General features: G+C 46.3%; 20 protein-coding genes. 18 read left to right on the forward strand and 2 right to left on the reverse strand.

The features are described from left to right. Positions 1–82 precede the first annotated feature (82 nt). The 16 genes from ccmA to L1N97_RS07675 all read left to right on the forward strand — a co-directional run bounded on the left by ccmA (position 83) and on the right by L1N97_RS07675 (position 15973). On the forward strand, positions 83–742 hold the full coding sequence (gene ccmA, locus L1N97_RS07600) for a cytochrome c biogenesis heme-transporting ATPase CcmA (RefSeq protein ID WP_236129359.1): 660 nt from the start codon (positions 83–85) through the stop codon (positions 740–742). Next, a complete protein-coding gene (gene ccmB / locus L1N97_RS07605) occupies positions 736–1401 on the forward strand; it encodes a heme exporter protein CcmB (RefSeq protein ID WP_229584390.1) in 666 nt (221 codons plus the stop codon). The genes ccmA and ccmB overlap by 7 nt, the downstream gene beginning before the upstream one ends. A 1-nt stretch (position 1402) precedes the next feature. Then, positions 1403–2140: a heme ABC transporter permease gene (locus L1N97_RS07610; protein WP_226750189.1), complete on the forward strand. Its 738-nt coding sequence runs from the start codon at positions 1403–1405 to the stop codon at positions 2138–2140. 13 nt (positions 2141–2153) lie between these two features. Then, positions 2154–2444, forward strand: coding sequence for a heme exporter protein CcmD (gene ccmD, locus L1N97_RS07615; protein WP_226750188.1), 291 nt, complete (start codon positions 2154–2156; stop codon positions 2442–2444). Then, positions 2444–2941, forward strand: a complete 498-nt coding sequence (ccmE, locus tag L1N97_RS07620; RefSeq protein ID WP_229584388.1) for a cytochrome c maturation protein CcmE — start codon at positions 2444–2446, stop codon at positions 2939–2941. The genes ccmD and ccmE overlap by 1 nt, the downstream gene beginning before the upstream one ends. A 3-nt stretch (positions 2942–2944) precedes the next feature. Beyond that, positions 2945–4906, forward strand: coding sequence for a heme lyase CcmF/NrfE family subunit (locus L1N97_RS07625; protein WP_236129360.1), 1962 nt, complete (start codon positions 2945–2947; stop codon positions 4904–4906). Further along, positions 4899–5477, forward strand: coding sequence for a redoxin family protein (locus L1N97_RS07630; RefSeq protein ID WP_226750185.1), 579 nt, complete (start codon positions 4899–4901; stop codon positions 5475–5477). The genes L1N97_RS07625 and L1N97_RS07630 overlap by 8 nt, the downstream gene beginning before the upstream one ends. Beyond that, the gene (locus L1N97_RS07635; protein ID WP_236129361.1) at positions 5474–5995 is read left to right on the forward strand and encodes a cytochrome c-type biogenesis protein; all 522 of its coding nucleotides are present in this window, start codon (positions 5474–5476) and stop codon (positions 5993–5995) included. The genes L1N97_RS07630 and L1N97_RS07635 overlap by 4 nt, the downstream gene beginning before the upstream one ends. Beyond that, positions 5992–7215, forward strand: a complete 1224-nt coding sequence (ccmI, locus tag L1N97_RS07640; RefSeq protein WP_236129362.1) for a c-type cytochrome biogenesis protein CcmI — start codon at positions 5992–5994, stop codon at positions 7213–7215. The genes L1N97_RS07635 and ccmI overlap by 4 nt, the downstream gene beginning before the upstream one ends. A 1-nt stretch (position 7216) precedes the next feature. Beyond that, positions 7217–7999 carry an MlaA family lipoprotein gene (locus L1N97_RS07645; protein WP_236129363.1) on the forward strand — a complete coding sequence of 261 codons (783 nt, stop codon included), beginning with the start codon at positions 7217–7219 and terminating at the stop codon, positions 7997–7999. A 131-nt stretch (positions 8000–8130) separates the two neighbouring features. Continuing rightward, positions 8131–9255: a non-hydrolyzing UDP-N-acetylglucosamine 2-epimerase gene (gene wecB, locus L1N97_RS07650; protein WP_236129364.1), complete on the forward strand. Its 1125-nt coding sequence runs from the start codon at positions 8131–8133 to the stop codon at positions 9253–9255. Between the two features lie 189 nt (positions 9256–9444). Then, entirely contained in the window at positions 9445–10353 is a 909-nt protein-coding gene (gene cysD, locus L1N97_RS07655; RefSeq protein ID WP_226750180.1) for a sulfate adenylyltransferase subunit CysD, read from the forward strand. Further along, a complete protein-coding gene (gene cysN, locus L1N97_RS07660) occupies positions 10353–11759 on the forward strand; it encodes a sulfate adenylyltransferase subunit CysN (RefSeq protein WP_229584381.1) in 1407 nt (468 codons plus the stop codon). Before cysD ends, cysN begins: the two co-directional genes overlap by 1 nt. Positions 11760–11762: 3 nt before the next feature. Next, positions 11763–13490, forward strand: a complete 1728-nt coding sequence (locus L1N97_RS07665; RefSeq protein ID WP_236129365.1) for an SLC13 family permease — start codon at positions 11763–11765, stop codon at positions 13488–13490. Between the two features lie 342 nt (positions 13491–13832). Next, the gene (locus L1N97_RS07670; protein ID WP_236129708.1) at positions 13833–14459 is read left to right on the forward strand and encodes a transposase; all 627 of its coding nucleotides are present in this window, start codon (positions 13833–13835) and stop codon (positions 14457–14459) included. 101 nt (positions 14460–14560) lie between these two features. Then, positions 14561–15973 carry a mannose-1-phosphate guanylyltransferase/mannose-6-phosphate isomerase gene (locus L1N97_RS07675; RefSeq protein WP_236129366.1) on the forward strand — a complete coding sequence of 471 codons (1413 nt, stop codon included), beginning with the start codon at positions 14561–14563 and terminating at the stop codon, positions 15971–15973. 44 nt (positions 15974–16017) lie between these two features. Here the strand turns inward: L1N97_RS07675 and wecC are convergent, their stop codons facing one another. Both wecC and rfbB read right to left on the reverse strand, forming a co-directional pair. Continuing rightward, on the reverse strand, positions 16018–17265 hold the full coding sequence (gene wecC, locus L1N97_RS07680) for a UDP-N-acetyl-D-mannosamine dehydrogenase (protein WP_226750175.1): 1248 nt from the start codon (positions 17263–17265) through the stop codon (positions 16018–16020). 313 nt (positions 17266–17578) lie between these two features. After that, a complete protein-coding gene (gene rfbB, locus L1N97_RS07685; RefSeq protein ID WP_236129367.1) occupies positions 17579–18583 on the reverse strand; it encodes a dTDP-glucose 4,6-dehydratase in 1005 nt (334 codons plus the stop codon). A gap of 51 nt (positions 18584–18634) precedes the next feature. On the opposite strand from rfbB, the gene rfbC reads away from it, so the two are divergent. Next, positions 18635–19225: a dTDP-4-dehydrorhamnose 3,5-epimerase gene (rfbC, locus tag L1N97_RS07690; RefSeq protein ID WP_236129368.1), complete on the forward strand. Its 591-nt coding sequence runs from the start codon at positions 18635–18637 to the stop codon at positions 19223–19225. Further along, positions 19225–20076 (forward strand): dTDP-4-dehydrorhamnose reductase, encoded by an 852-nt coding sequence (rfbD, locus tag L1N97_RS07695; RefSeq protein ID WP_236129369.1) that lies wholly within the window; start codon positions 19225–19227, stop codon positions 20074–20076. Before rfbC ends, rfbD begins: the two co-directional genes overlap by 1 nt. Positions 20077–20195 lie beyond the last annotated feature (119 nt).

Raw genomic sequence — 20195 nt, forward strand, 5'->3', positions numbered from 1 at the left:
TACGAAGCGGTTCTGATTCGTATTCTGGCGGCATTATGCTACTATGCGCGCAATTTTGTTGGTCGTCGATAGTTAGAGGACTGTGAATATAGCACAACCCACCTTTGCTGTTACTGCCCCCATTTTGCTCGATGCCGCTGATTTAAGCTGCGTAAAGCAAGATCGCGTGCTGTTTGAGCAGCTGTCGTTACACTTAAAACCGGGCGAACTTTTGCAGATTAAAGGCAAAAATGGCGCCGGTAAAAGCTCATTGCTGCGCATTCTATCTGGCTTGGCCCAACCTGATGAAGGCCAACTGCAGTATTTAGGCCAACCCTTACCTGCCGCGTTAAGCGATTACGCCGCCAATTTATGTTTTATCGGCCATCAAAGCGGTATTCATGAGCAATTAACGGCGATTGAAAATTTACAATTTTGGCAAGCGGCTAGCGATCTGCATATTCAAGACGAATTTACGTTACTGGCAGAATTAGGTTTAGCCGGTTTAGAAGATATTCCTTGTCGCATGCTGTCGGCCGGCCAACAGCGACGGGTATCCTTAGCCCGGCTTTGGGCCACCTCTGCGCAAATTTGGATCCTCGACGAACCTTTTACGGCATTAGATCAATCAGCGATTGTCAGTTTACAGCAACACTTTATTGCGCATTTACAGCGCGGCGGCGCGATAATCTTAACGACCCACCAACCGCTCAGCATCGAATATCATGCCCTGCGCGCGTTAGAGATCCATTATCGATGGTAAAATTTAGCATTTTTTTACAGCGCGAATTACGTTTACTGGCTCGGCAAAAAGCGGATTGGCTGAATCCTGTGTTGTTTTTTATTATCGTGCTAACCCTGTTTCCATTAGGGGTTGGCCCAGAGCCGAATATGCTGCGTATAATGGCACCAGGGATAGTTTGGATCGCTGCGCTATTAAGCGTGCTATTAGCTGCCGAGCGACTGTTTAAAGATGACTATCGCAATGGGGTGATCGAGCAATTAGTGGCGGCGCAGCAGGCATTAATGCCGTTTGTGCTGGCGAAAATTACCGCGAATTGGTTAAGTACCGGTTTGCCGTTATTGTTGTTATCACCGTTAGTGGCTTTGTTGCTGAATATGCAAGGGGCCGCCCTAGAAGCGATGGCGCTAACGTTATTACTGGGTACACCGGTGCTGAGCTTACTCAGTGTGTTAGGGGCGGGTATCACGGTCTCTGCGGATAAAGGTGGGATCTTACTGGCATTGGTTATTTTGCCGTTATATATCCCGCTGTTAATTTTTGCCAGTGCCGCCATTGAAGCGGCCAGTATTGGTTTAGGTTTTACTGGGCAGATTGCCATTTTATTGGCAATGTTTTTGTTCTCGCTGGCCTTGGTGCCTATGGCCGTGTGCAGCGCTTTAAAAATAAATGTGAGCTGATATGTTTAAGTGGTTAGATCCGTTAGCAAAACCAGAAACGCTATATCATTTTTGTGGCAAGTTAACGCCCTGGTTAATGAGTAGTGCCTTGTTTACCTTGTTGTTGGGTAATATTTGGGGCTTAGGCTTTACCCCCACTGATTATCAGCAAGGAGACAGTTACCGCATTATTCACATTCATGTGCCGTCGGCCATTATGTCGATGGGCGCTTATATGGCGATGGCCATCGCAGCCTTTACTGCCTTGGTGTGGCAAATCAAAACGGCCCAGTGGGCAGTATTAGCCATCGCGCCGATTGGTGCGGTGTACACCGCCATTGCTTTGCTAACCGGTATGGCCTGGGGTAAACCCATGTGGGGCGCGTGGTGGGTATGGGATGCCCGTTTAACCTCTGAACTTATTCTGTTGTTTTTATATTTTGGCGTAATGGCGCTACATGGGGCTTTTTCAGAGCGACAAACCGGCGCTAAAGTGGCCAGTTTATTGGCGGTTGTTGGCGTGATTAACTTACCCATCATCCATTTTTCGGTAGAATGGTGGAACACCCTGCATCAAGGTGCCAGCATAACTAAATTTGCTAAACCGTCCATCGATCCCAGCATGCTTTGGCCTTTATTAATAAGTTTATTGGCATTTAGTTTGTTATTAGCGGCGTTAACCTGCGTGCGTTTACGTACGGCGATCCTCGAAAATGAGCAGCATCGGCCTTGGGTTAAACAGTTAGTTAGCAAAGCATAAGCGAGGAGATAGCATGTTATTGAGCAGTTTATTGAACACGTTTTGGCAATTGAGTAGCGAATTGCCGGTGCAACTTTTTGGTGTTTTTCCGTTCTACTTTGCTAGCTTCAGTGATTTTTTAGCGATGGCCAGTAACGGCATTAGTTACAGTTTTTTTGTTTGGTTATCTTTCGGTTTAACTTATTTGCTGTTAATGGGCTTGCTGTGGTGGAGTTATTTCCAGCAACGTCAGTTTAAGCAGCAGCTCGCCGCAAAAATGGCCAGAGAGCAACGAATTAAGCAGTATCAGGAGCAGCAAAGCTAATGCAACCAAGACGAAAGAAACGCCTGTTATCCATGTTATTAGTAATCAGTTTGATTGCTGGTGCCGTGGGGGCGATGCTATTTGCCTTACAGCAAAACATTAACTTGTTCTATACCCCAGGTCAGCTTATTCAGGGCCTTGGTGAAGGGAAAATTAAACCCGATATCGGCCAACGGCTGCGTTTAGGGGGCATGGTGGTGCCCGGCACGGTGCAACGTGACGCCGACAGTTTAAAAGTACGCTTTGATTTAACCGACGATTCAGGTGAGATCGCCACGGTTGAATTTGAAGGCATTTTGCCGGATTTATTTCGAGAGGGTCAAGGTATCGTCGCGCAAGGTGAGTTGCGTAGTGCTACGGTGTTGGCCGCTACCGAAGTGCTGGCCAAACACGATGAAGAATATATGCCTCCAGAGGTGGCCGAAGCCCTAAAAGGCATTCGCCATGTGCCACCGAGCCAGCAGCCTGCTGCTAGCAACGCGAATTACGGAGGCTAGTTGATGATTGCAGAATACGGTCAGCTGGCGCTGACCTTTGCCTTTGCGCTGTCATTACTATTGGCTTTAGTGCCTTTAGCCGGCAGTTTTACGGCCAATGAACGTGCCTTATTATTGGCCAAACCCTTATCAGTGGGCATGTTTGTATTTACCTTACTGGCGTTTATGGCGCTGGCCTGGTCTTTTTATCACGATGATTTTACCGTAATTAATGTGGCCACCAACTCCAGTTCTATTTTACCGTGGTACTACAAACTCACCGCAGTATGGGGCTCACACGAAGGCTCGATGTTGTTATGGGTTATGATGTTAGCCGGTTGGACTGCCTTAGTGGCGCAATATTCCAAAGCGTTACCCTTATTAATGCAAGGGCGGATTTTAGGCATTATGGGGCTGATTAATATCGGCTTTATTGCTTTTTCTTTGTTTATGTCAAATCCGTTTGAACGCAGCTTACCGTTTTACCCTGTGCAAGGCAGTGACTTAAACCCATTGTTGCAAGACTTCGGCATGATTATCCATCCGCCGTTATTGTATCTGGGTTATGTCGGTTTTGCGGTGTCGTTTGCCTTTGCGATAGCTGCTTTAATTGGTGGTAAATTTGACAGCACCTGGGCGCGCTGGGCCAGACCCTGGACTTTAGCGGCCTGGATGTTCCTGACCCTGGGCATTATGCTGGGTAGTTGGTGGGCCTATAATGAGCTAGGTTGGGGCGGCTGGTGGTTTTGGGATCCGGTAGAAAATGCGTCGTTAATGCCTTGGTTGGTGGGTACGGCTTTAATCCATAGCTTAGCGGTCACCGAGAAGCGCGGCACCTTTAAATCCTGGACGGTATTATTGGCGCTCGGTGCCTTTTCTCTGAGTTTATTAGGTGCCTTTTTAGTGCGCTCTGGTGTGTTGGTATCGGTACACTCGTTTGCCTCGGATCCTGATCGCGGTATTTTCTTACTGATTTTCTTGCTAATCGTTATCGGTGGTTCATTGTTACTTTACGCCAGCCGCATGAACTCGGTGCGCAGTCAGGCGCGTTATCAGCTTTTTTCGCGCGAAGTGATGCTGTGGAGCAACAACGTGTTCTTACTCACTGCTACCTTAGTGGTGTTGTTAGGTACGTTATTCCCCTTAGTGCACAAAGAGTTAGGCTTAGGCTCTATTTCGATAGGTGAGCCGTTCTTTAATCAGATGTTTTATTACCTGACCATCCCTTTTGCCCTGTTACTAGGCTTAGGGCCTTGGGTACGTTGGAAACAACAAAAAGCCGCGCCCTTGCTCAAGCCCATGTCGTTACTGGCCATTGCCACGCTGACTGTCGCTTTGGGTACTTTAAGTTTACTGCAAAGTGTCGTCGCAAACTTGGCGTTGTTAGGCTTACTGTTAGGCGCTTGGGTAGGCTTATCGGCGCTTAGCGAAATTTATCAGCGATTAGATCAGTTTGGATCAGTAAAAGCCGGTTTTAGTAAATTACAGGCGTCGCATTATGGAATGACGATGGCGCATATCGGTTTTGCTGTGCTGGTGATTGGTGTGGCCATGACCAAAACTTACAGTGTCGAACGTGATGTGCGCATGGCCATTGGTGATAAGGTGGTGTTAGCCGATTACGAGTTTGAGCTGCAAGATGTTTATCGCTTAAACGGCCCCAATTACGGCGGTGAAGCGGCAGAAATTGACGTAAGACGCACGGATGGACGCTATGTTACCCATCTGCATGCCGAAAAACGCGAATACAACATTCAGCGGATGGTGATGACCGAAGCCGCGGTGCATGCGCGTTTAAGCCGTGATCTTTATGTGTCACTGGGTGAAGCTTTACCCGGCGATGCTTGGGCAATCCGCGTGTATGTAAAACCTTTCGTCAGATGGATTTGGCTTGGCGGCTTGCTGATGGCGTTAGGCGCGCTAATCGCTTTGCTTGATAAGCGCTATCGTCGACAAGTGCCAGTTCGGGAGACTGCAGATGCGTAAGGCGTTATTTTATATTCCTTTGGCGTTATTTTTAGGCTTATCACTGTTTTTACTCAGTGGTTTGTTTTCTGATCCGCGTGAGCGTGACTCGGCCATTATCGATCGACCACTGCCGAGTTTCTCGTTACCTGATTTACAGGATCCCAGTAAAAGCTGGACGCCAGACGCCTTAAAAGGGCAAACCTTTTTACTGAATGTGTGGGGAGTTTGGTGCCCAACCTGTAATGCCGAGCTCAGTTACATGACGCAGCTGCGCAATGAGCAGGGCATTCGGATCATCGGCCTTTACTATGTGTTACCTGAAGATCCGATGTTTGGCCAAGTCTTCGATTTGCCAACCTTACAGCAAGAAGTTGCCACCAAGTTGCAACAAAATGGCGATCCTTACCAATTTAATATCCTTGATCAACAGCGGCGTTTATCGCTGGATTTAGGGGTCAGTGGCGCGCCTGAGCACTTTATCGTCGATGCCAACGGCATTGTGCGGGCGCATCATATTGGTGATATTAATCCGCAAGTTTGGCGCAGCAAGCTCGCGCCGATTTACCAGCAATGGGCGGCCAAACCATGAAGCCATTTTTTACTTTTCTTTGCAGCATTCTTCTGACCGTGGGCTTAAGCAGTGCTGCCAGTGCAGCAGAGAGCCAAGAGTTATTGTCTTTTGAAAGTGAGCAGCAACGACAACTTTATTTAAAGCTGACGGCTGAGCTTCGCTGTCCGCAATGCCAAAATCAAAACATCGCCGACTCGAATGCCGTGGTGGCCGTTGATATGCGTGATAAAACTTATGAGTTGGTGCAACAAGGCTTAAGCCGGCAGCAAGTGTTAGATTTTATGATCGATCGTTACGGTGACTTTGTGCACTATCAGCCGCCGGTCAATCGCTACACCATTTGGTTGTGGCTAGCCCCAGCGCTAGTGTTGTTATCATTGTTGCTGTTTCAACTTAAACGCCAAGCTGGTCAGACCGCACTCCGGTACAGGTCAGAGCAGTTGTCAGATGACGCTGCTGGCGACTCTGCCGAAAAAGAAAAGTTAAACCAGCAGCTTGAGCAAATTATCGACAGTTATCGGAGTAAGAAATCATGATGTGGCAACTTGCCGCCGGTGCACTCGCCATGTTGGTGTTAAGTACCCTTTTTATTATTTGGCCGCGCAAAGCCGATGCTAAAAATAATCAAACCCCGGCGCAACTTTTTGAAGAGCGCCTGCAATTATTGGCGTTAGCACGCGATGCCGGTGAATTGGCTGAGCAAGATTTTGATACCGCCGCCAATGAGTTAAAGCAGCAGTTTTTAGAACAAGAGCAGCAAGCCATTCGTTATAAGCAACCCAAACAGCAGCGAGTATTACACCTCAGTTTAGTGCTAGTAACGGCGTTAATTGTGGCGGTGGTGTACAGCCAAAATGGCCATTATCGGCAATTATCCGATTGGGAATATGCCCAGCAAAACTTAGCTAGCTATGGTCAACGCGCATTGCTAGGCGAGGGCGAGCCCTTAAACGAGCAAGATATGCAGCTGTTTTCTTTGGCGCTGCGCACAAAACTGGCCAATGAGGGTGATGATGCGGTAGCTTGGATGTTATTAGGTCGGGTTTGGATGACCTTGGGCATGCTAGAAGAAGCGGTTGAGTCTTTTGAGCGCGCTTTAAAGCTAATGCCAGAGCGCACGCCGTTGTTAATCAGCTATAGCCAAGCCTTGATTATGCTGGGCGGTGATATGAACTTAGCCAAAGCCGGCCAAAGTGTTGCGCGGGTTTTAATGCAAGAGCCTGAAAATATTGATGCGATTTCATTAATGGCGTTAATTGCTTATGAGCGTGGCGATAATGCCGAAGCGGTAGCCGCTTGGCAATTATTGGCATCGCGCTTAGCACCTGATGATCCACGTTTAGAGGTGGTGAATGCACGTTTAGCCGAATTAAATGCCCCTGCAACGGTCGGCACTGCCGAGCAAAACGCAGCCTTTGTTCGTGAAGTAAAGGTTCAGGTTAGTGTTGGCGCTGAATTAGCTGCCGCTCATCCTGGCGCTTCATTGTTCGTGTTCGCTCGTGCAGCAGAAGGCCCGGCAATTCCATTAGCCGCGAAGCGTTTACCATTAGTTGCCGGTGTAACCGAGATCAGCTTATCGGCAGCCGATGCGATGCAAGCGGGCTGGAACCTCGAGCAAACTAATCTTATTCAAGTTGTTGCCCGTATGGCTGTTTCAGGAACAGTTGAGCGCTCTGCGCAAGATGTAGAAGTGGTGTCAGCGGTGCTAAGTTTTGAGCAACCGGTATTATCCGTACAATTAACTCTGGAACAGTGATATGTCTTTATTCTTTTTTCGAGCCCTAATGCTTGGCGGTGTGCTCAGCTTAACGGCCTGTGCTAGCGCACCCAGCGAGCAGCAAGCTGCAACAACTAATAATCCTCAGCCCGCCTATGTTGATGTGCGAGATCCGTTAGAGCGCATTAACCGCCCGCTTTGGGATTTTAATTACGATGTGTTAGACGCCTATTTACTTAGACCGCTAACCGTTGGCTACATGACGGTAGTGCCAAAACCGGCACGTAAAGGGTTAAGTAATGTTGTTAATAACTTAGGAGAGCCCGCCAGTTTCGTCAACAGCGTGTTGCAAGCCAAACCGAAGAAAGCAGCCGTAAGCGTTGGCCGTTTTGTGTTAAACAGCACCACCGGTATTTTTGGTTTATTTGATGTGGCTACGAATATTGGTTTGACCAATGCTGAAGAAGATTTCAGCCAAACCATGGCAGTATGGGGGATTGGCGATGGCCCATTTTTAATGATCCCTGCGCGTGGGCCTACCACGGTAAGAGATACTGCTGGCTCGCTGGTTGATAATTTGTATTTCCCCTTAAGCTTATTAAATACGCCGTTAACCATCACACGTGCCGTGATTGGTGCGTTAGACGGTCGCGAGCAGCTAATGCAAGTCGAAAGTATGTTAAACGACTCGCTGGATCCATACTCGTTTGTTAAAGAAAGTTATTATCAGCGTCAGCTTTTTAAAATATACGATGGCAACCCGCCACAGCCAGAAGAAACGCTGGACGATGATATGTTAGATTTTCTCGACGAAATCGAATAATACACTCAGCAGCCAGAGGTCATACCACACTCCGGTACAGGTCACACCTCTGACCGCACTCCGGTACTGGTTTGTCCAGTTATGGGTGCAAAAGGCCTTATGACGGCGTGAGAAATGAAAAGGAAAGCGACATGATTAAAGTATTAAGTGTGTTTGGCACACGCCCTGAAGCCATCAAAATGGCCCCATTGGTCAATCAATTAAAGCAAGATGCGGCCTTTGATAGCCGTGTTTGTGTTACCGGTCAGCACCGTGAAATGCTGGATCAGGTATTACAGTTATTCAGTATCGAACCTGAATACGACTTAGCCATTATGAAAGCTGGGCAGGATCTGTATGACGTTACCACCAGTATTTTGCTCAACATCAAACCGGTACTGCGCGAGTTTCAACCTGATATCGTGTTAGTTCACGGTGATACCAGCACTACCTTTGCTGCGGCCTTAGCCTGCTATTATGAAAAAATTGCGGTAGGCCATGTCGAAGCCGGCCTGCGTACTGGCAATATTTATAGCCCTTGGCCTGAAGAAGCTAATCGCAAGTTAACCGGCGCTTTAACTCGCTTGCATTTTGCGCCGACGCAAACCTCTGCGGATAACTTATTAGCGGAAAACCTGGCTGCCGCTAACATCGTTATTACGGGTAATACGGTGATTGACGCGTTGCTGCAAGTTGTCGACAAAATTGATAACAGCCCAGAATTAAGCGCCAGTTTTGCCAAGCAGTTTCCTTTTGTAAAAGACGATCGCCGCATGATTTTGGTAACAGGCCATCGCCGTGAAAGTTTTGGCGGTGGTTTTGAGCAAATTTGTGCCGCGCTAGCGGATATTGCTAAGCAATACCCGGATTGCGATATTGTCTACCCGGTACATTTGAACCCCAATGTGCGCGAGCCGGTTTATCGTTTACTGAGTGATGTATCGAACGTGCATTTAATTGCGCCACAAGATTATCTGCCATTTGTGTATTTGATGAGCAGAAGTTACTTGGTACTGACCGACTCCGGTGGTATTCAAGAGGAAGCGCCGTCACTTGGCAAACCGGTTTTAGTGATGCGTGACACAACCGAACGGCCAGAAGCGGTTGATGCCGGTACCGTAAAGTTGGTAGGTACAGACAGAGCTAAAATTGTAGCTGAAGTCACTCGCTTACTCAGTGACAAACCTTACTACGACAGCATGAGCTTCGCCCATAACCCTTATGGTGATGGCAAAGCCTGCGCACGGATTATCGCCACCCTAAAAACCTTCCGCTAGATACTCATCAGACCACACTCAGGCACCAATCTGACCTCCGACCACACTCTGGTACTGGTTGGAGCTCTTACCGGTGTCTGAGTGCGGTCGGACCTGTTGTTGGAAATAAGATATTCCAAAACAAGATAATTCGGTTTTGATTTGTTCTGGTAAGCTATAAACACTTACTTAGACGCAGGCGGAGTTATCATGGCAGCAAGTAGCCAAAGCCATTTAAAAGCCCTCGAAAACGAATCGATTCAAATTTTCCGTGAAGTGGTAGCCGAGTTTGATAATCCGGTGATGCTTTATTCGGTAGGTAAAGACTCGTCGGTGTTATTGCATCTGGCACGTAAAGCGTTTTACCCTGGCAAAATCCCTTTTCCACTGTTACATGTGGATACCACCTGGAAATTCAAAGAGATGATTGCGTTTCGTGATCAAATTGCTGTCGATCTGGGCTTAAATTTATTGGTACATCAAAACCCAGACGGCTTAGCTATGAATATCAGCCCCTTTGAGCATGGCAGCAGCAAGCATACCGATATCATGAAAACCCAAGGTTTAAAGCAAGCCTTAGATAAATACAAATTTGATGCCGCCTTTGGTGGTGCAAGGCGTGATGAAGAAAAATCCCGTGCGAAAGAACGTGTTTACTCGTTTCGCGATAAGCATCATCGTTGGGATCCTAAAAATCAACGGCCAGAGCTGTGGAATATATTTAATGGTCGAGTCGATAAAGGCGAAAGCATTCGCGTGTTTCCGTTATCAAACTGGACCGAGCTAGATATTTGGCAATACATCTATCTTGAGAATATTCAAATCCCAGATTTGTATTTCTCTAAACCGCGCCCTGTGGTGGAACGCGATGGCACCCTGATTATGGTTGATGATGAGCGCATGCCGTTACAACCGGGCGAAACGCCTAGCATGAAAAGTGTACGGTTTCGTACCCTGGGTTGTTATCCGTTAACGGGTGCCGTTGAATCCTCAGCGGCAACCTTACCTGAAATCATTCAAGAAATGTTGTTAACCAAAACCTCAGAGCGGCAAGGTCGGGTGATTGATCACGACAGCACCGGTTCGATGGAAAAGAAAAAAATGGAAGGGTACTTCTAATGAGCCATACCTCAGAATTAATAGAGCAGGATATTCTGGCCTACTTAAAGCAGCACGAAAACAAGCAATTACTGCGCTTTATTACGTGTGGCAGTGTGGATGATGGTAAAAGTACCCTGATTGGCCGCTTGTTGCATGACAGCAAAATGATTTTTGAAGATCAGCTTGCGGCTATCACTGAAGACAGTAAAAAAGTGGGTACTCAAGGCGAGCGTGTCGATTTAGCCTTGCTGGTCGATGGCTTACAATCTGAACGTGAGCAGGGCATAACCATTGATGTGGCTTACCGTTATTTCTCAACTGAGAAACGGAAATTTATCATTGCCGATACGCCAGGCCACGAGCAATACACGCGTAATATGGCCACTGGTGCGTCGACCTGTGATTTAGCGATAATCCTGGTGGATGCGCGTAAAGGTGTGCAAACCCAAACGCGGCGACACAGCTACATATGTTCCTTGCTGGGTATCAAGCATGTGATTGTCGCGATTAATAAAATGGACTTAGTCGATTACTCTCAAGCCCGTTACAAGGCCATTCAAGAAGAGTATCTGGCTTTGGCAGGGGCTTTGGACATCCCTGATATCCGCTTCGTGCCTATTTCGGCCTTAGAGGGCGATAATGTTGTGCATCCAAGTGAAAAACTGAGCTGGTTTCGTGGCTCAACCTTGATGCAGTATCTTGAAAACATTGAATTAACGCTTGCTGAAAATGACGATTTTCGATTCCCTGTGCAGTTAGTCAGCCGCCCTAATGCTGATTTCCGTGGTTTCCAAGGCACGATTGCTTCAGGCAGTATCGCTGTAGGCGATACCGTGCGGGTATTGCCGGCGGGTACCGTGTCTACCATCAAAAGCATCGTGACCTTTGATGGTGACTTGCAAAGTGCCAACGCAGGGCAAGCTGTAACGCTTACTTTGAATGATGAAATTGATGTCAGCCGTGGCAGTATGTTGGTAAAAAAAGACGCACTGCCGCATGTCTCATCGCGGATGCGAGCCAAGTTAATTTGGTTGCATGACACGCCACTAAAAACCGACAGGCAATATTACTTTAAATTCAGCTGTAAAACCACGACAGGTGAGATCAGTAAACTGCATCATCGCATCGATGTGAATACTCTTGCAGAAAAATCAGCGGAAGTGTTAGCGATGAATGAAATTGGCTTGGTTGATGTTAATTTAACAGAAACTATGGCGTTTGATGTTTATCGTAAAAACAAGCTTACCGGTGCTTTTATTATTATTGACCGTTTCAGCAATTTAACGGTAGGAGCCGGCATGATTGATGCGCCCTTAGTTGCGACGGTTGCCGAAGAGGAAGAAATTAAAGGCCTCAGCGATTTTGAATATGAATTGATCATGCTTGTGCGCAAACATTTTCCCCATTTAATGTCTCGGCAGTAAAAAATGAGCCTTGAAGCGAGTGTGCTGATAGGGTTGCTGGTGATGTTGCTGATGGCGTTATTACGCTTTCAGCAGCATGCCGCCGGTGTATTTGGTGCCATGTTACTTGGCTTGTTAGCCTTGGGTTTTATTGAGACGGCCGATGTATTAAAAAATGCGGCCAACTCGGGTTTAGCCACGTTAGTGTTGCTGGTTTTAATTTCTTACTCGTTAGAGAAAACCAGTATCTTACGGCGTATTTCGCGCTTTTTATTTACCCGCTCTGTGTCGGGTTCGGTGTTTCGCACCGTCAGTTTTGCCGCTTTAGCCTCATCAGTATTAAATAATACCGCCGTTGTGGCAGCGATGCTTAACACCGTGCGTAGTAATAAAACGGTGTCGCCAGCAAAGTTGTTGATCCCACTCTCTTATGCCGCGATCTTCGGCGGAACTTTAACCTTAATAGGTACTTCGACCAACTTAATCGTGCATTCAATGTTAACTGAAAAAGGCCATCCGGGTTTTGGCTTTTTTGACTTTACCCTAATAGGTTTAGGCGTCACGCTAGCCTGCGGTGGGGTCGTCATTTTTATGAGCCGATTTTTACCGAATGACACCATTTCAGCTGAAAACCATAGCGCTTACCTGTTAGAAGCTGAATTGATGGCCGACTCGCCATTGGTAGGGCTTACGGTGGAAGAAGCCGGCTTGCGCCATCTTGATGCGTTATTTTTAACTGAAATCGTTAGAGGTAAGCAATTAATCCGGCCCGTAGCGCGTTATGACGTATTGTGTGCCGGCGATAAATTACTCTTTAGTGGCAACGTACACAAAGTCAACGTGCTCAAACAATTTGTGGGGTTACGGTTATTTGCTGATGATAACGGTTTAACGACGCAAGTATTAACCGAGGTGATGATCAAGGAAGAGTCGGTATTAATGGGTCAAACTTTAAAAAGTACCGGGTTTCGAGCCAGGTTCGATGCTGCGGTCGTGGCTGTGCGCCGTGAGGGCGAACAAGTCAGCGGTAAGTTGGGCGATATAGCATTAAAAGCCGGTGATGTAATGCTATTGGCAACTGGGCCAGATTTTAGCAGCAGGCATAACCTGAGTAAAAACTTCTATATTCTGTCGGATATTGATACCGAAGATATGCTCAGTGGCCACCGTGAAAAACTGACGTGGTGGGGCTTTGCGCTGATGATTGGTGTGAGTGTGTTCACCTCTATCAGTTTGTTACAAGCGGCGATGTTCTTTCTGGCAGTGTTATTGTTTGCCAAGTGCTTAACCGTTAACGAAATAAAACGCCGCTTTCCTGTGGAAATTTGGCTGGTGGTCACCAGTGCGCTATGTATTGCTACGGCGATGAATACTACCGGCTTATCGAACGTGATAAGTCAATTTGCAAGCACAGGTTTAAGTGGCCAAGCGCCGTTCTTTACCTTAATGGGCATTTTTTTATTAACTTATTTGTTAACAGAAATGATTACCAACAATGCCGCCGCGGCATTAATGTTTCCTATCGCCTATAGCTTGGCACAGGGGATGGGCGTTGATCCAATACCCATGGTGATGGGGGTGGCATTTGCCGCGTCAGCCAGCTTTATCACGCCTTACGGTTATCAAACCAACTTAATGGTATTTAATGCGAGCAATTACCGTCTCAAGCATTTTTTCCTGATGGGAGCGCCCGTAGCTATTACTTACATCGTGGTTAGTTTACTTCTTATCCCCCGCGTTTTTCCCTTTTAATCCAGCCCTCCAGCTCCAGCACTGATCAGACCACACTCCGGTACTGGTCCGACCGCACTCAGAGACAGGTCTTACCACACTCCGGTACTGGTCTGGCCGCACTCAGAGTCAGGTCCTACCACACTCCGGTACTGGTCTGACCGCACTCAGAGACAGGTCCTACCACACTCTGGTACTGGTCTGACTGCACTCAGAGACAGGTCCTACCACAGTCCGGTACTGGTACGAGGTCTGATCGGTGAAATTTTTATTTGCAGCTTTTAATTTTGTTTACTATTTTAAAATTTGTTTAACATAAGGTTACTAAAAATGTCTAGGAGGCTACGTATGTTTATAGATAATATGCCATACCATATTGTGCATAGGGGACATAATCGGACGAATTGCTTCAAGTTTGAGGCTGTAAAAGGAATGTTCTTTTCTATGTTATGCAATAAGTTAGATGAATGTGGCATCAAATTACATGCTTTTGTGTTGATGTCGAATCACTATCATCTACTCGTTACACCGCAAAGTGGTAAAGAAGTACCGCACTTTATGCAATGCTTGGGTCGGCATTTTGCGGGTTACTATAATGCACTAAACGATAAAACCGGCACGGTATGGGATGGTAAATACTTTGCTAGTTTGGTCGAAAACGATTATTACGTTTTAGCATGTTATCGCTATATCGAACTTAACCCAGTTAGGGCAGGTATCGTTAGAACGCCGGATCAATATCATTGGTCAAGCTATCATAGCAATGCCGGCGGTTTAAACTCGCAAATCATTGTGCCACATCCGAGCTATGAGGCGTTAGGTGATAACAAATTTACCCGGCTACGTGCTTATCGTGAACTGTTTAACGCCGACATCGACAAAGCAGAGCTACAGGCTATCCGTCAGTCGCTGAATAAGAACTTGCCGTGTCAGTCTTTAATTGCAAGTAGCAAACAAGTTCAGCCTGAGGCTATGTCAATCTCGGTTTGAATTTAATACGTACTCAAGGGGGTTGCAGTAAGGATAAATCGCTATTTTTTTCATGCAAAGTAAGTTAGCTTTAGTGCATTCAATCTTTGCCTGGAGTTTACATGTTATTACCTGTTGTTTTGGCAGGCGGCAGCGGTAGTCGGCTTTGGCCGCTTTCTCGAGAATTAATGCCAAAACAGTTTTTAACTTTGCATGGCGATAAATCTTTACTGCAATCTTCCCTGATCAGGCTTTCAGGGATCAGCACAGCTAAGCCCCTAGTTGTTTGCAACGAAGAGCATCGTTTTATTGCTGCAGAGCAGATAAGACAGTTAAATTTGCTAGATAAAAATATCATTTTAGAACCCACCAGCCGCAATACCGCCCCTGCCATTACGATAGCTGCGTTATATGCTATGCAACATGGTGAAGATCCCACTTTACTGGTGTTAGCTGCCGATCATGTTTTTTCTAATGTAAGTGCTTTTAAACAAGCAATATACACAGCAAAGCCCTTAGCAGAAAAGGGACTGTTAGTGACTTTTGGAATTAAACCCACTGCGCCTGAAACGGGCTATGGCTACATCAAACAAGGCAAGATACTAAATGATTGTCCCAACGCATATCTGGTAAAGCAATTTATTGAAAAACCCACTATCGAGCAGGCAAAACAACTGCTTTTAGACAGTGACGTTTGCTGGAATAGTGGGTTGTTTATGTTTAAAGCCAGTACCTTTTTAAACGAACTGGCCATTTACCGCCCAGATATTCTTCTGCATTGCCAAAATGCAGTAGCACAAACGCTGGCTGATATGGACTTTATACGTATTAATAAAGAACTGTTTATAAACTGTCCGGCAGAATCTATAGATTATGCCGTGATGGAGCACACTCAATCTGCTGTGGTGGTGCCGATTGAATCAGAATGGAGTGATATTGGCTCTTGGTCAGCCCTTTGGGAGTTAGGCCAAAAAGATACTCGTGGTAATGTACAGCATGGTGAGGTGCTTCAGCATAATAGCCACAATAATTACGTTTATTCTGAAAGTGGTTTGGTTGCAACAATAGGCTTAGAAAATACCATTGTTATTCAAACTAGCGATGCTGTTTTAGTTGCAAATAAAGATCATGTTCAGCAGGTTAAAGAAATAGTGCAAACGATCAAAGAGCAAGGTCGTTCAGAGCATTATACACACCGACAGGTTTATCGGCCTTGGGGGCAATATGACATTATTGATCAAGGTGATGGATATAAAGTTAAACGTATTACTGTTTTACCCGGTGAAAAATTATCCCTGCAAAGGCATCAACATCGTGCTGAACATTGGATTGTGGTATCAGGCCTTGCAAAAGTAACGCTAGATACCGTGGAGCAAACACTTAGTGAAAACCAATCCATCTATATTCCAATAGGTTGCATACATGCGCTAGAGAACCCTGGGCCTGAACTCTTAGAATTGATTGAAGTGCAGTCTGGTCGTTATCTTGAGGAAGATGATATTGAACGTTTTACGGATCGATATGGTAGGTGTTAGTTTGAAGGGTACCGGTAAGTTAGCATACCGGTACCGTTCGTTTTTTAACCAAAAATCCCGCGTGTATCAATTACTACCTTCGCAGCAACTTCATTGATATGCATGGCTTTAAATTGGCGATGGTCAACTAGCACTACCAACACATTGGCCCGCTCCAGCGCTTTAGCGAGGGTAGTGAGTTTATCGTTGTGTTGACTCATGCGCTTCGGTAATGCTTTGATGTTTGGTTCAACTAACAGAATTTCACCAACGTTGTCATTGATTAGATGCTCGGCAATATCTAAAGCCGGGCTTTCGCGCAAGTCATCAATATCGGCTTTAAACGCCAAACCTAAGCAAGCGATAACAGGGCGTTTGAATTGATCAGCCGCTTCTTTAACTTTGTTAATAACATAATGTGGTTTGCCGTCATTAATTTCACGTGCAGTGCGGATCAAGTTGGCTAAATCTGGAGCTGAATCAACAATAAACCAAGGGTCAACGGCAATACAGTGGCCGCCAACACCCGGGCCAGGGCTCAAAATATTCACCCGTGGATGGCGATTCGACAGTTTAATCAATTCCCAAACGTTAATTTTTAATTTATCGCAGATCAGTGATAATTCATTGGCAAAGGCAATGTTCACGTCACGAAAGGCGTTTTCAGTCAGCTTAGCCATTTCAGCAGTACGGGCATTGGTGCGTAAACATTCACCACGCACAAATAGCTGATAAAGCGACATGGCCTTTTCAGCGCAGCGCTCTGTAATACCACCAATAATACGGTCGTTACTTACCAGCTCTTGCAATACGCGGCCGGGTAAAACGCGCTCAGGGCAATGCGCAATATACACATCGGCAACGTCTGAGTGATCTAACGGCACTTTTAAGTCAGGGCGTAACTCTTTTAACCATTCGGCAATTTGCTCTGTGGTACCAACCGGCGAGGTCGACTCCAGAACAATCAAGTTACCTTTCTCAATGACCGGCGCAATATTCTCTAATGCGGTGCGAATGTAACTCAGATCCGGCGCTTTGTTATCTTTAAACGGGGTGGGCACCGCAATCATAAACACTTCTGCCGGCTCAGGTACCAGCGAAGCGCGTAATTTACCGGTAGTAACTGCAGCCTGCACCAACATATCTAAGTCGGGTTCCACAATGTGGATCTTGCCCTGGTTAATAGTGTTAACCGCATGCTCAGACACATCAATCCCGACGACTTCAACACCACGCGAAGCAATAACCGCTGCCGTAGGTAAACCGATGTAACCTAAGCCAATAACAGACACTTTAGAAAACTGAGATAGCATTAATGATTCCTTGCAACGCTTATATAATGAGTATGAATAAGCTCATCTTAAGGTGCTGAATATGAATATACAATTTATCTGTAAAATAATTATTCAAATATCAGCATGAATTTTTCTTTTTGGGCTATTACGGGTCTCTGAGTGTGGCCTGACCTGTCTCAGAGTGCGGCCAGACCAGTGTCTAAGTGTGGTCTGACCTGTACCGGAGTGTGGCCAGACCAGTGTCTGAGTGTGGACTGACCTGTCTCAGAGTGCGGTCAGACCAGTGTCTGAGTGTGGACCGACCTGTACCGGAGTGTGGTATGACCAGTTGCTAGGGGAGGTAAGCTGTAATGGTTTTTACAATTCCCTCAGCAAAGTTGGTGCTGGGTTGCCAACCAAGTTGCTGGGAGATTTTTGTAGCATTTAAAGCATAGCGGCGATCATGCCCAGGGCGGTCTGTCACAAACGTGATCAGCTCGTGGTAATGGTTAATACCCATTTTGCTAGCCGGTATAAGCTTATCGAGCTCATGACAAATAATGCTTACCACCTCCAGGTTAGTTAGTTGGTTACTCGCGCTAATGTTATAGCTTTCGCCAACAGTGCCCTTTTGCAATACCGTTAATAACGCCTTGGCGTGGTCTTCTACAAACAACCAATCGCGAATTTGCTGGCCATCACCGTAAATGGGCAGCGCTTGGCCTTTAAGGGCGCGGTTTATAACTAATGGGATCAGCTTTTCTTGATGCTGAAAAGGGCCATAATTATTGGTGCAATGGGTGGTTAACACCGGCAAACCATAAGTACGCTGCCAGGCTTGAACTAAATGATCACTGGCTGCTTTGCTAGCGGAATAAGGGCTACTGGGATGATAGGCCGTTTGCTCCGTTGCGGCATTCGCGGCTAGGGGAATATCGCCATAAACTTCATCCGTTGACACATGCAGTAACCTGAACACCTGCTGCTGTTGAATTGACAACTGTGCCCAATATTTTCGGCAGGCTTCAAGTAAACTAAAGGTGCCAACAATATTACTTTGTATAAAAGGCGCCGCACTATTGATAGAACGATCGACATGGCTCTCTGCTGCTAAATGCATCACATACTGCGGTTGATACTGTGTAAACAGTGAATAAAGTTCTAACTCATCAACAATATCCTGCTGTTTAAAGCGATATCGGCAATCACCTTCCACTGCTTTTAACGCCAACGGATTTGCAGCATAAGACAGCTTATCAATATTCACGATGGTAAAATCAGTTGTTGCTAACAGCAAACGCACCACAGCAGAGCCAATAAAACCGGAACCACCGGTAACAAACACACACTTATTCATTCTTTTCTCTTACAAAGCCGTTAAAAGGCGCCAATAAAGCAACCGAGCTTTATGTATAATACACCCATTAGCGCCTTACTTAGCCTACTCATGCAGATTACTAAAACACAATTAGCCGATTGCCTGCTGATCCAACCGCCGGTGTATCATGATAACAGAGGTCTTTTTCGTGAACTTTACGTTGCGGCTAAATACCAAGCGGCGGGTTTAACTCAAGCCTTTGTGCAAGATAACTTATCAAGCTCCCAACAAGGTGTGCTGCGCGGCATGCATTTTCAGCGCTTTAAACCGCAAGGTAAACTGATATCTGTTTTACACGGTGAAATTTACGATGTGATGTTAGATTTACGCCCCGCATCAGCCAGCTTTGGCCAATGGCAAGGTATATACTTAGATGCACAGCAAGCACAACAGCTATGGATCCCGCCTGGTTTCGCCCATGGCTTTCAGGCATTAAGCACTTCTGCTTTAGTTTCTTATAAAACTACTGCGTATTACGACCCAGCCGATGAAGGCGCGTTTAACGCGCTGGATCCAATGCTTGCTATTACATGGCCGCAGCCAGTTACTATGATGTCAGACAAAGATCGCGCAGCACCGGCCTTTGAGGTTGTTAAACAGCAACTAATAGCCACAATATAATGGTAATTACGCCAAACATTTTACTCACCGGTGCTAACGGCCAATTAGGTAAAGCGATTGCCGCAGAATTACTCGCTGCCAATATGGCCTTTGTGGCTACAAACCGTGACGAGTTAGACATTACTAACCAAGCCGCATTATCCGCTTTTTTACACCAGCTAAACCCCACCATTATTATTAACTGCGCGGCCTACACTGCAGTAGATCAAGCCGAAACAGACAGCGCAAGCTGCTTTGCGGTAAACGAGCTTGCCGTTAAAGCTTTAGCTGAATACTGCTATAAGACAGAATGTGTACTTATACACTTTTCAACCGATTATGTGTTTGACGGTACCAGCAGCAAACCCTACGAAGAGCAGGATAAGCCGAAGCCGTTAAATCAATATGGTAAAAGTAAGCTAGCGGGGGAGTTAGCTATTCAGCAAATAGCGTGCAGGCACTACATTATCAGAACCAGTTGGTTATACAGTTATTCAGGTAAAAACTTTTACACCACCATGCAAAAATTGGCACAAGGCAGCAAGCCAGTAAAAGTAGTAAATGATCAATTGGGGGCGCCTACTCACGCCGCTCACCTAGCTGCAGAAGTAGTTACTATTATTCAGCAACATCAAAGCGAGCAGGCTTTACCTTTTGGTCTTTATCACTATTGCGACGAGCAATACCAAAGCTGGTTTGAATTTGCCCAGCAAATCTTTAAAGCACAACAAAGCACAACCGAGCTACAGCCCATTAGCAGCCAAGAATATGCCGCTGCCGCCGCACGCCCCGCAAACAGCTGCTTAAACAGTCAGCGCCTAAAACAGTGGCTCAACACCCAAACTGGTCAGACCGCACTCCGGTACAGGTAAGACCTCCTACCGGTGTCTGAGTGCGGTCTGAGGTCTTACCTGTTTCGGGTGGTGTAATTAGGTTGCTTGCACTAGGTGGCTTTGGTAGCATTGCGCCGGTTAAACACATTTACAGGACG

This window comes from Rheinheimera sp. UJ63 (assembly GCF_021568285.1).
GTDB classification, from domain to species: Bacteria; Pseudomonadota; Gammaproteobacteria; order Enterobacterales; family Alteromonadaceae; genus Alishewanella; species Alishewanella maricola.

Coding starts and splice junctions, on each gene's coding strand:
- L1N97_RS07630 (WP_226750185.1), top strand. CDS start 4,899: ATGCGTAAGGCGTTATTTTATATTCCTTTGGCGTTATTTTTAGGCTTA.
- cysD (WP_226750180.1), top strand. CDS start 9,445: ATGGCAGCAAGTAGCCAAAGCCATTTAAAAGCCCTCGAAAACGAATCG.
- L1N97_RS07645 (WP_236129363.1), top strand. CDS start 7,217: ATGTCTTTATTCTTTTTTCGAGCCCTAATGCTTGGCGGTGTGCTCAGC.
- rfbD (WP_236129369.1), top strand. CDS start 19,225: ATGGTAATTACGCCAAACATTTTACTCACCGGTGCTAACGGCCAATTA.
- rfbC (WP_236129368.1), top strand. CDS start 18,635: ATGTATAATACACCCATTAGCGCCTTACTTAGCCTACTCATGCAGATT.
- L1N97_RS07675 (WP_236129366.1), top strand. CDS start 14,561: ATGTTATTACCTGTTGTTTTGGCAGGCGGCAGCGGTAGTCGGCTTTGG.
- L1N97_RS07625 (WP_236129360.1), top strand. CDS start 2,945: ATGATTGCAGAATACGGTCAGCTGGCGCTGACCTTTGCCTTTGCGCTG.
- L1N97_RS07665 (WP_236129365.1), top strand. CDS start 11,763: ATGAGCCTTGAAGCGAGTGTGCTGATAGGGTTGCTGGTGATGTTGCTG.
- ccmD (WP_226750188.1), top strand. CDS start 2,154: ATGTTATTGAGCAGTTTATTGAACACGTTTTGGCAATTGAGTAGCGAA.
- L1N97_RS07670 (WP_236129708.1), top strand. CDS start 13,833: ATGCCATACCATATTGTGCATAGGGGACATAATCGGACGAATTGCTTC.
- rfbB (WP_236129367.1), bottom strand. CDS start 18,583: ATGAATAAGTGTGTGTTTGTTACCGGTGGTTCCGGTTTTATTGGCTCT.
- ccmE (WP_229584388.1), top strand. CDS start 2,444: ATGCAACCAAGACGAAAGAAACGCCTGTTATCCATGTTATTAGTAATC.
- L1N97_RS07635 (WP_236129361.1), top strand. CDS start 5,474: ATGAAGCCATTTTTTACTTTTCTTTGCAGCATTCTTCTGACCGTGGGC.
- ccmB (WP_229584390.1), top strand. CDS start 736: ATGGTAAAATTTAGCATTTTTTTACAGCGCGAATTACGTTTACTGGCT.
- wecB (WP_236129364.1), top strand. CDS start 8,131: ATGATTAAAGTATTAAGTGTGTTTGGCACACGCCCTGAAGCCATCAAA.
- ccmI (WP_236129362.1), top strand. CDS start 5,992: ATGATGTGGCAACTTGCCGCCGGTGCACTCGCCATGTTGGTGTTAAGT.
- wecC (WP_226750175.1), bottom strand. CDS start 17,265: ATGCTATCTCAGTTTTCTAAAGTGTCTGTTATTGGCTTAGGTTACATC.
- cysN (WP_229584381.1), top strand. CDS start 10,353: ATGAGCCATACCTCAGAATTAATAGAGCAGGATATTCTGGCCTACTTA.
- L1N97_RS07610 (WP_226750189.1), top strand. CDS start 1,403: ATGTTTAAGTGGTTAGATCCGTTAGCAAAACCAGAAACGCTATATCAT.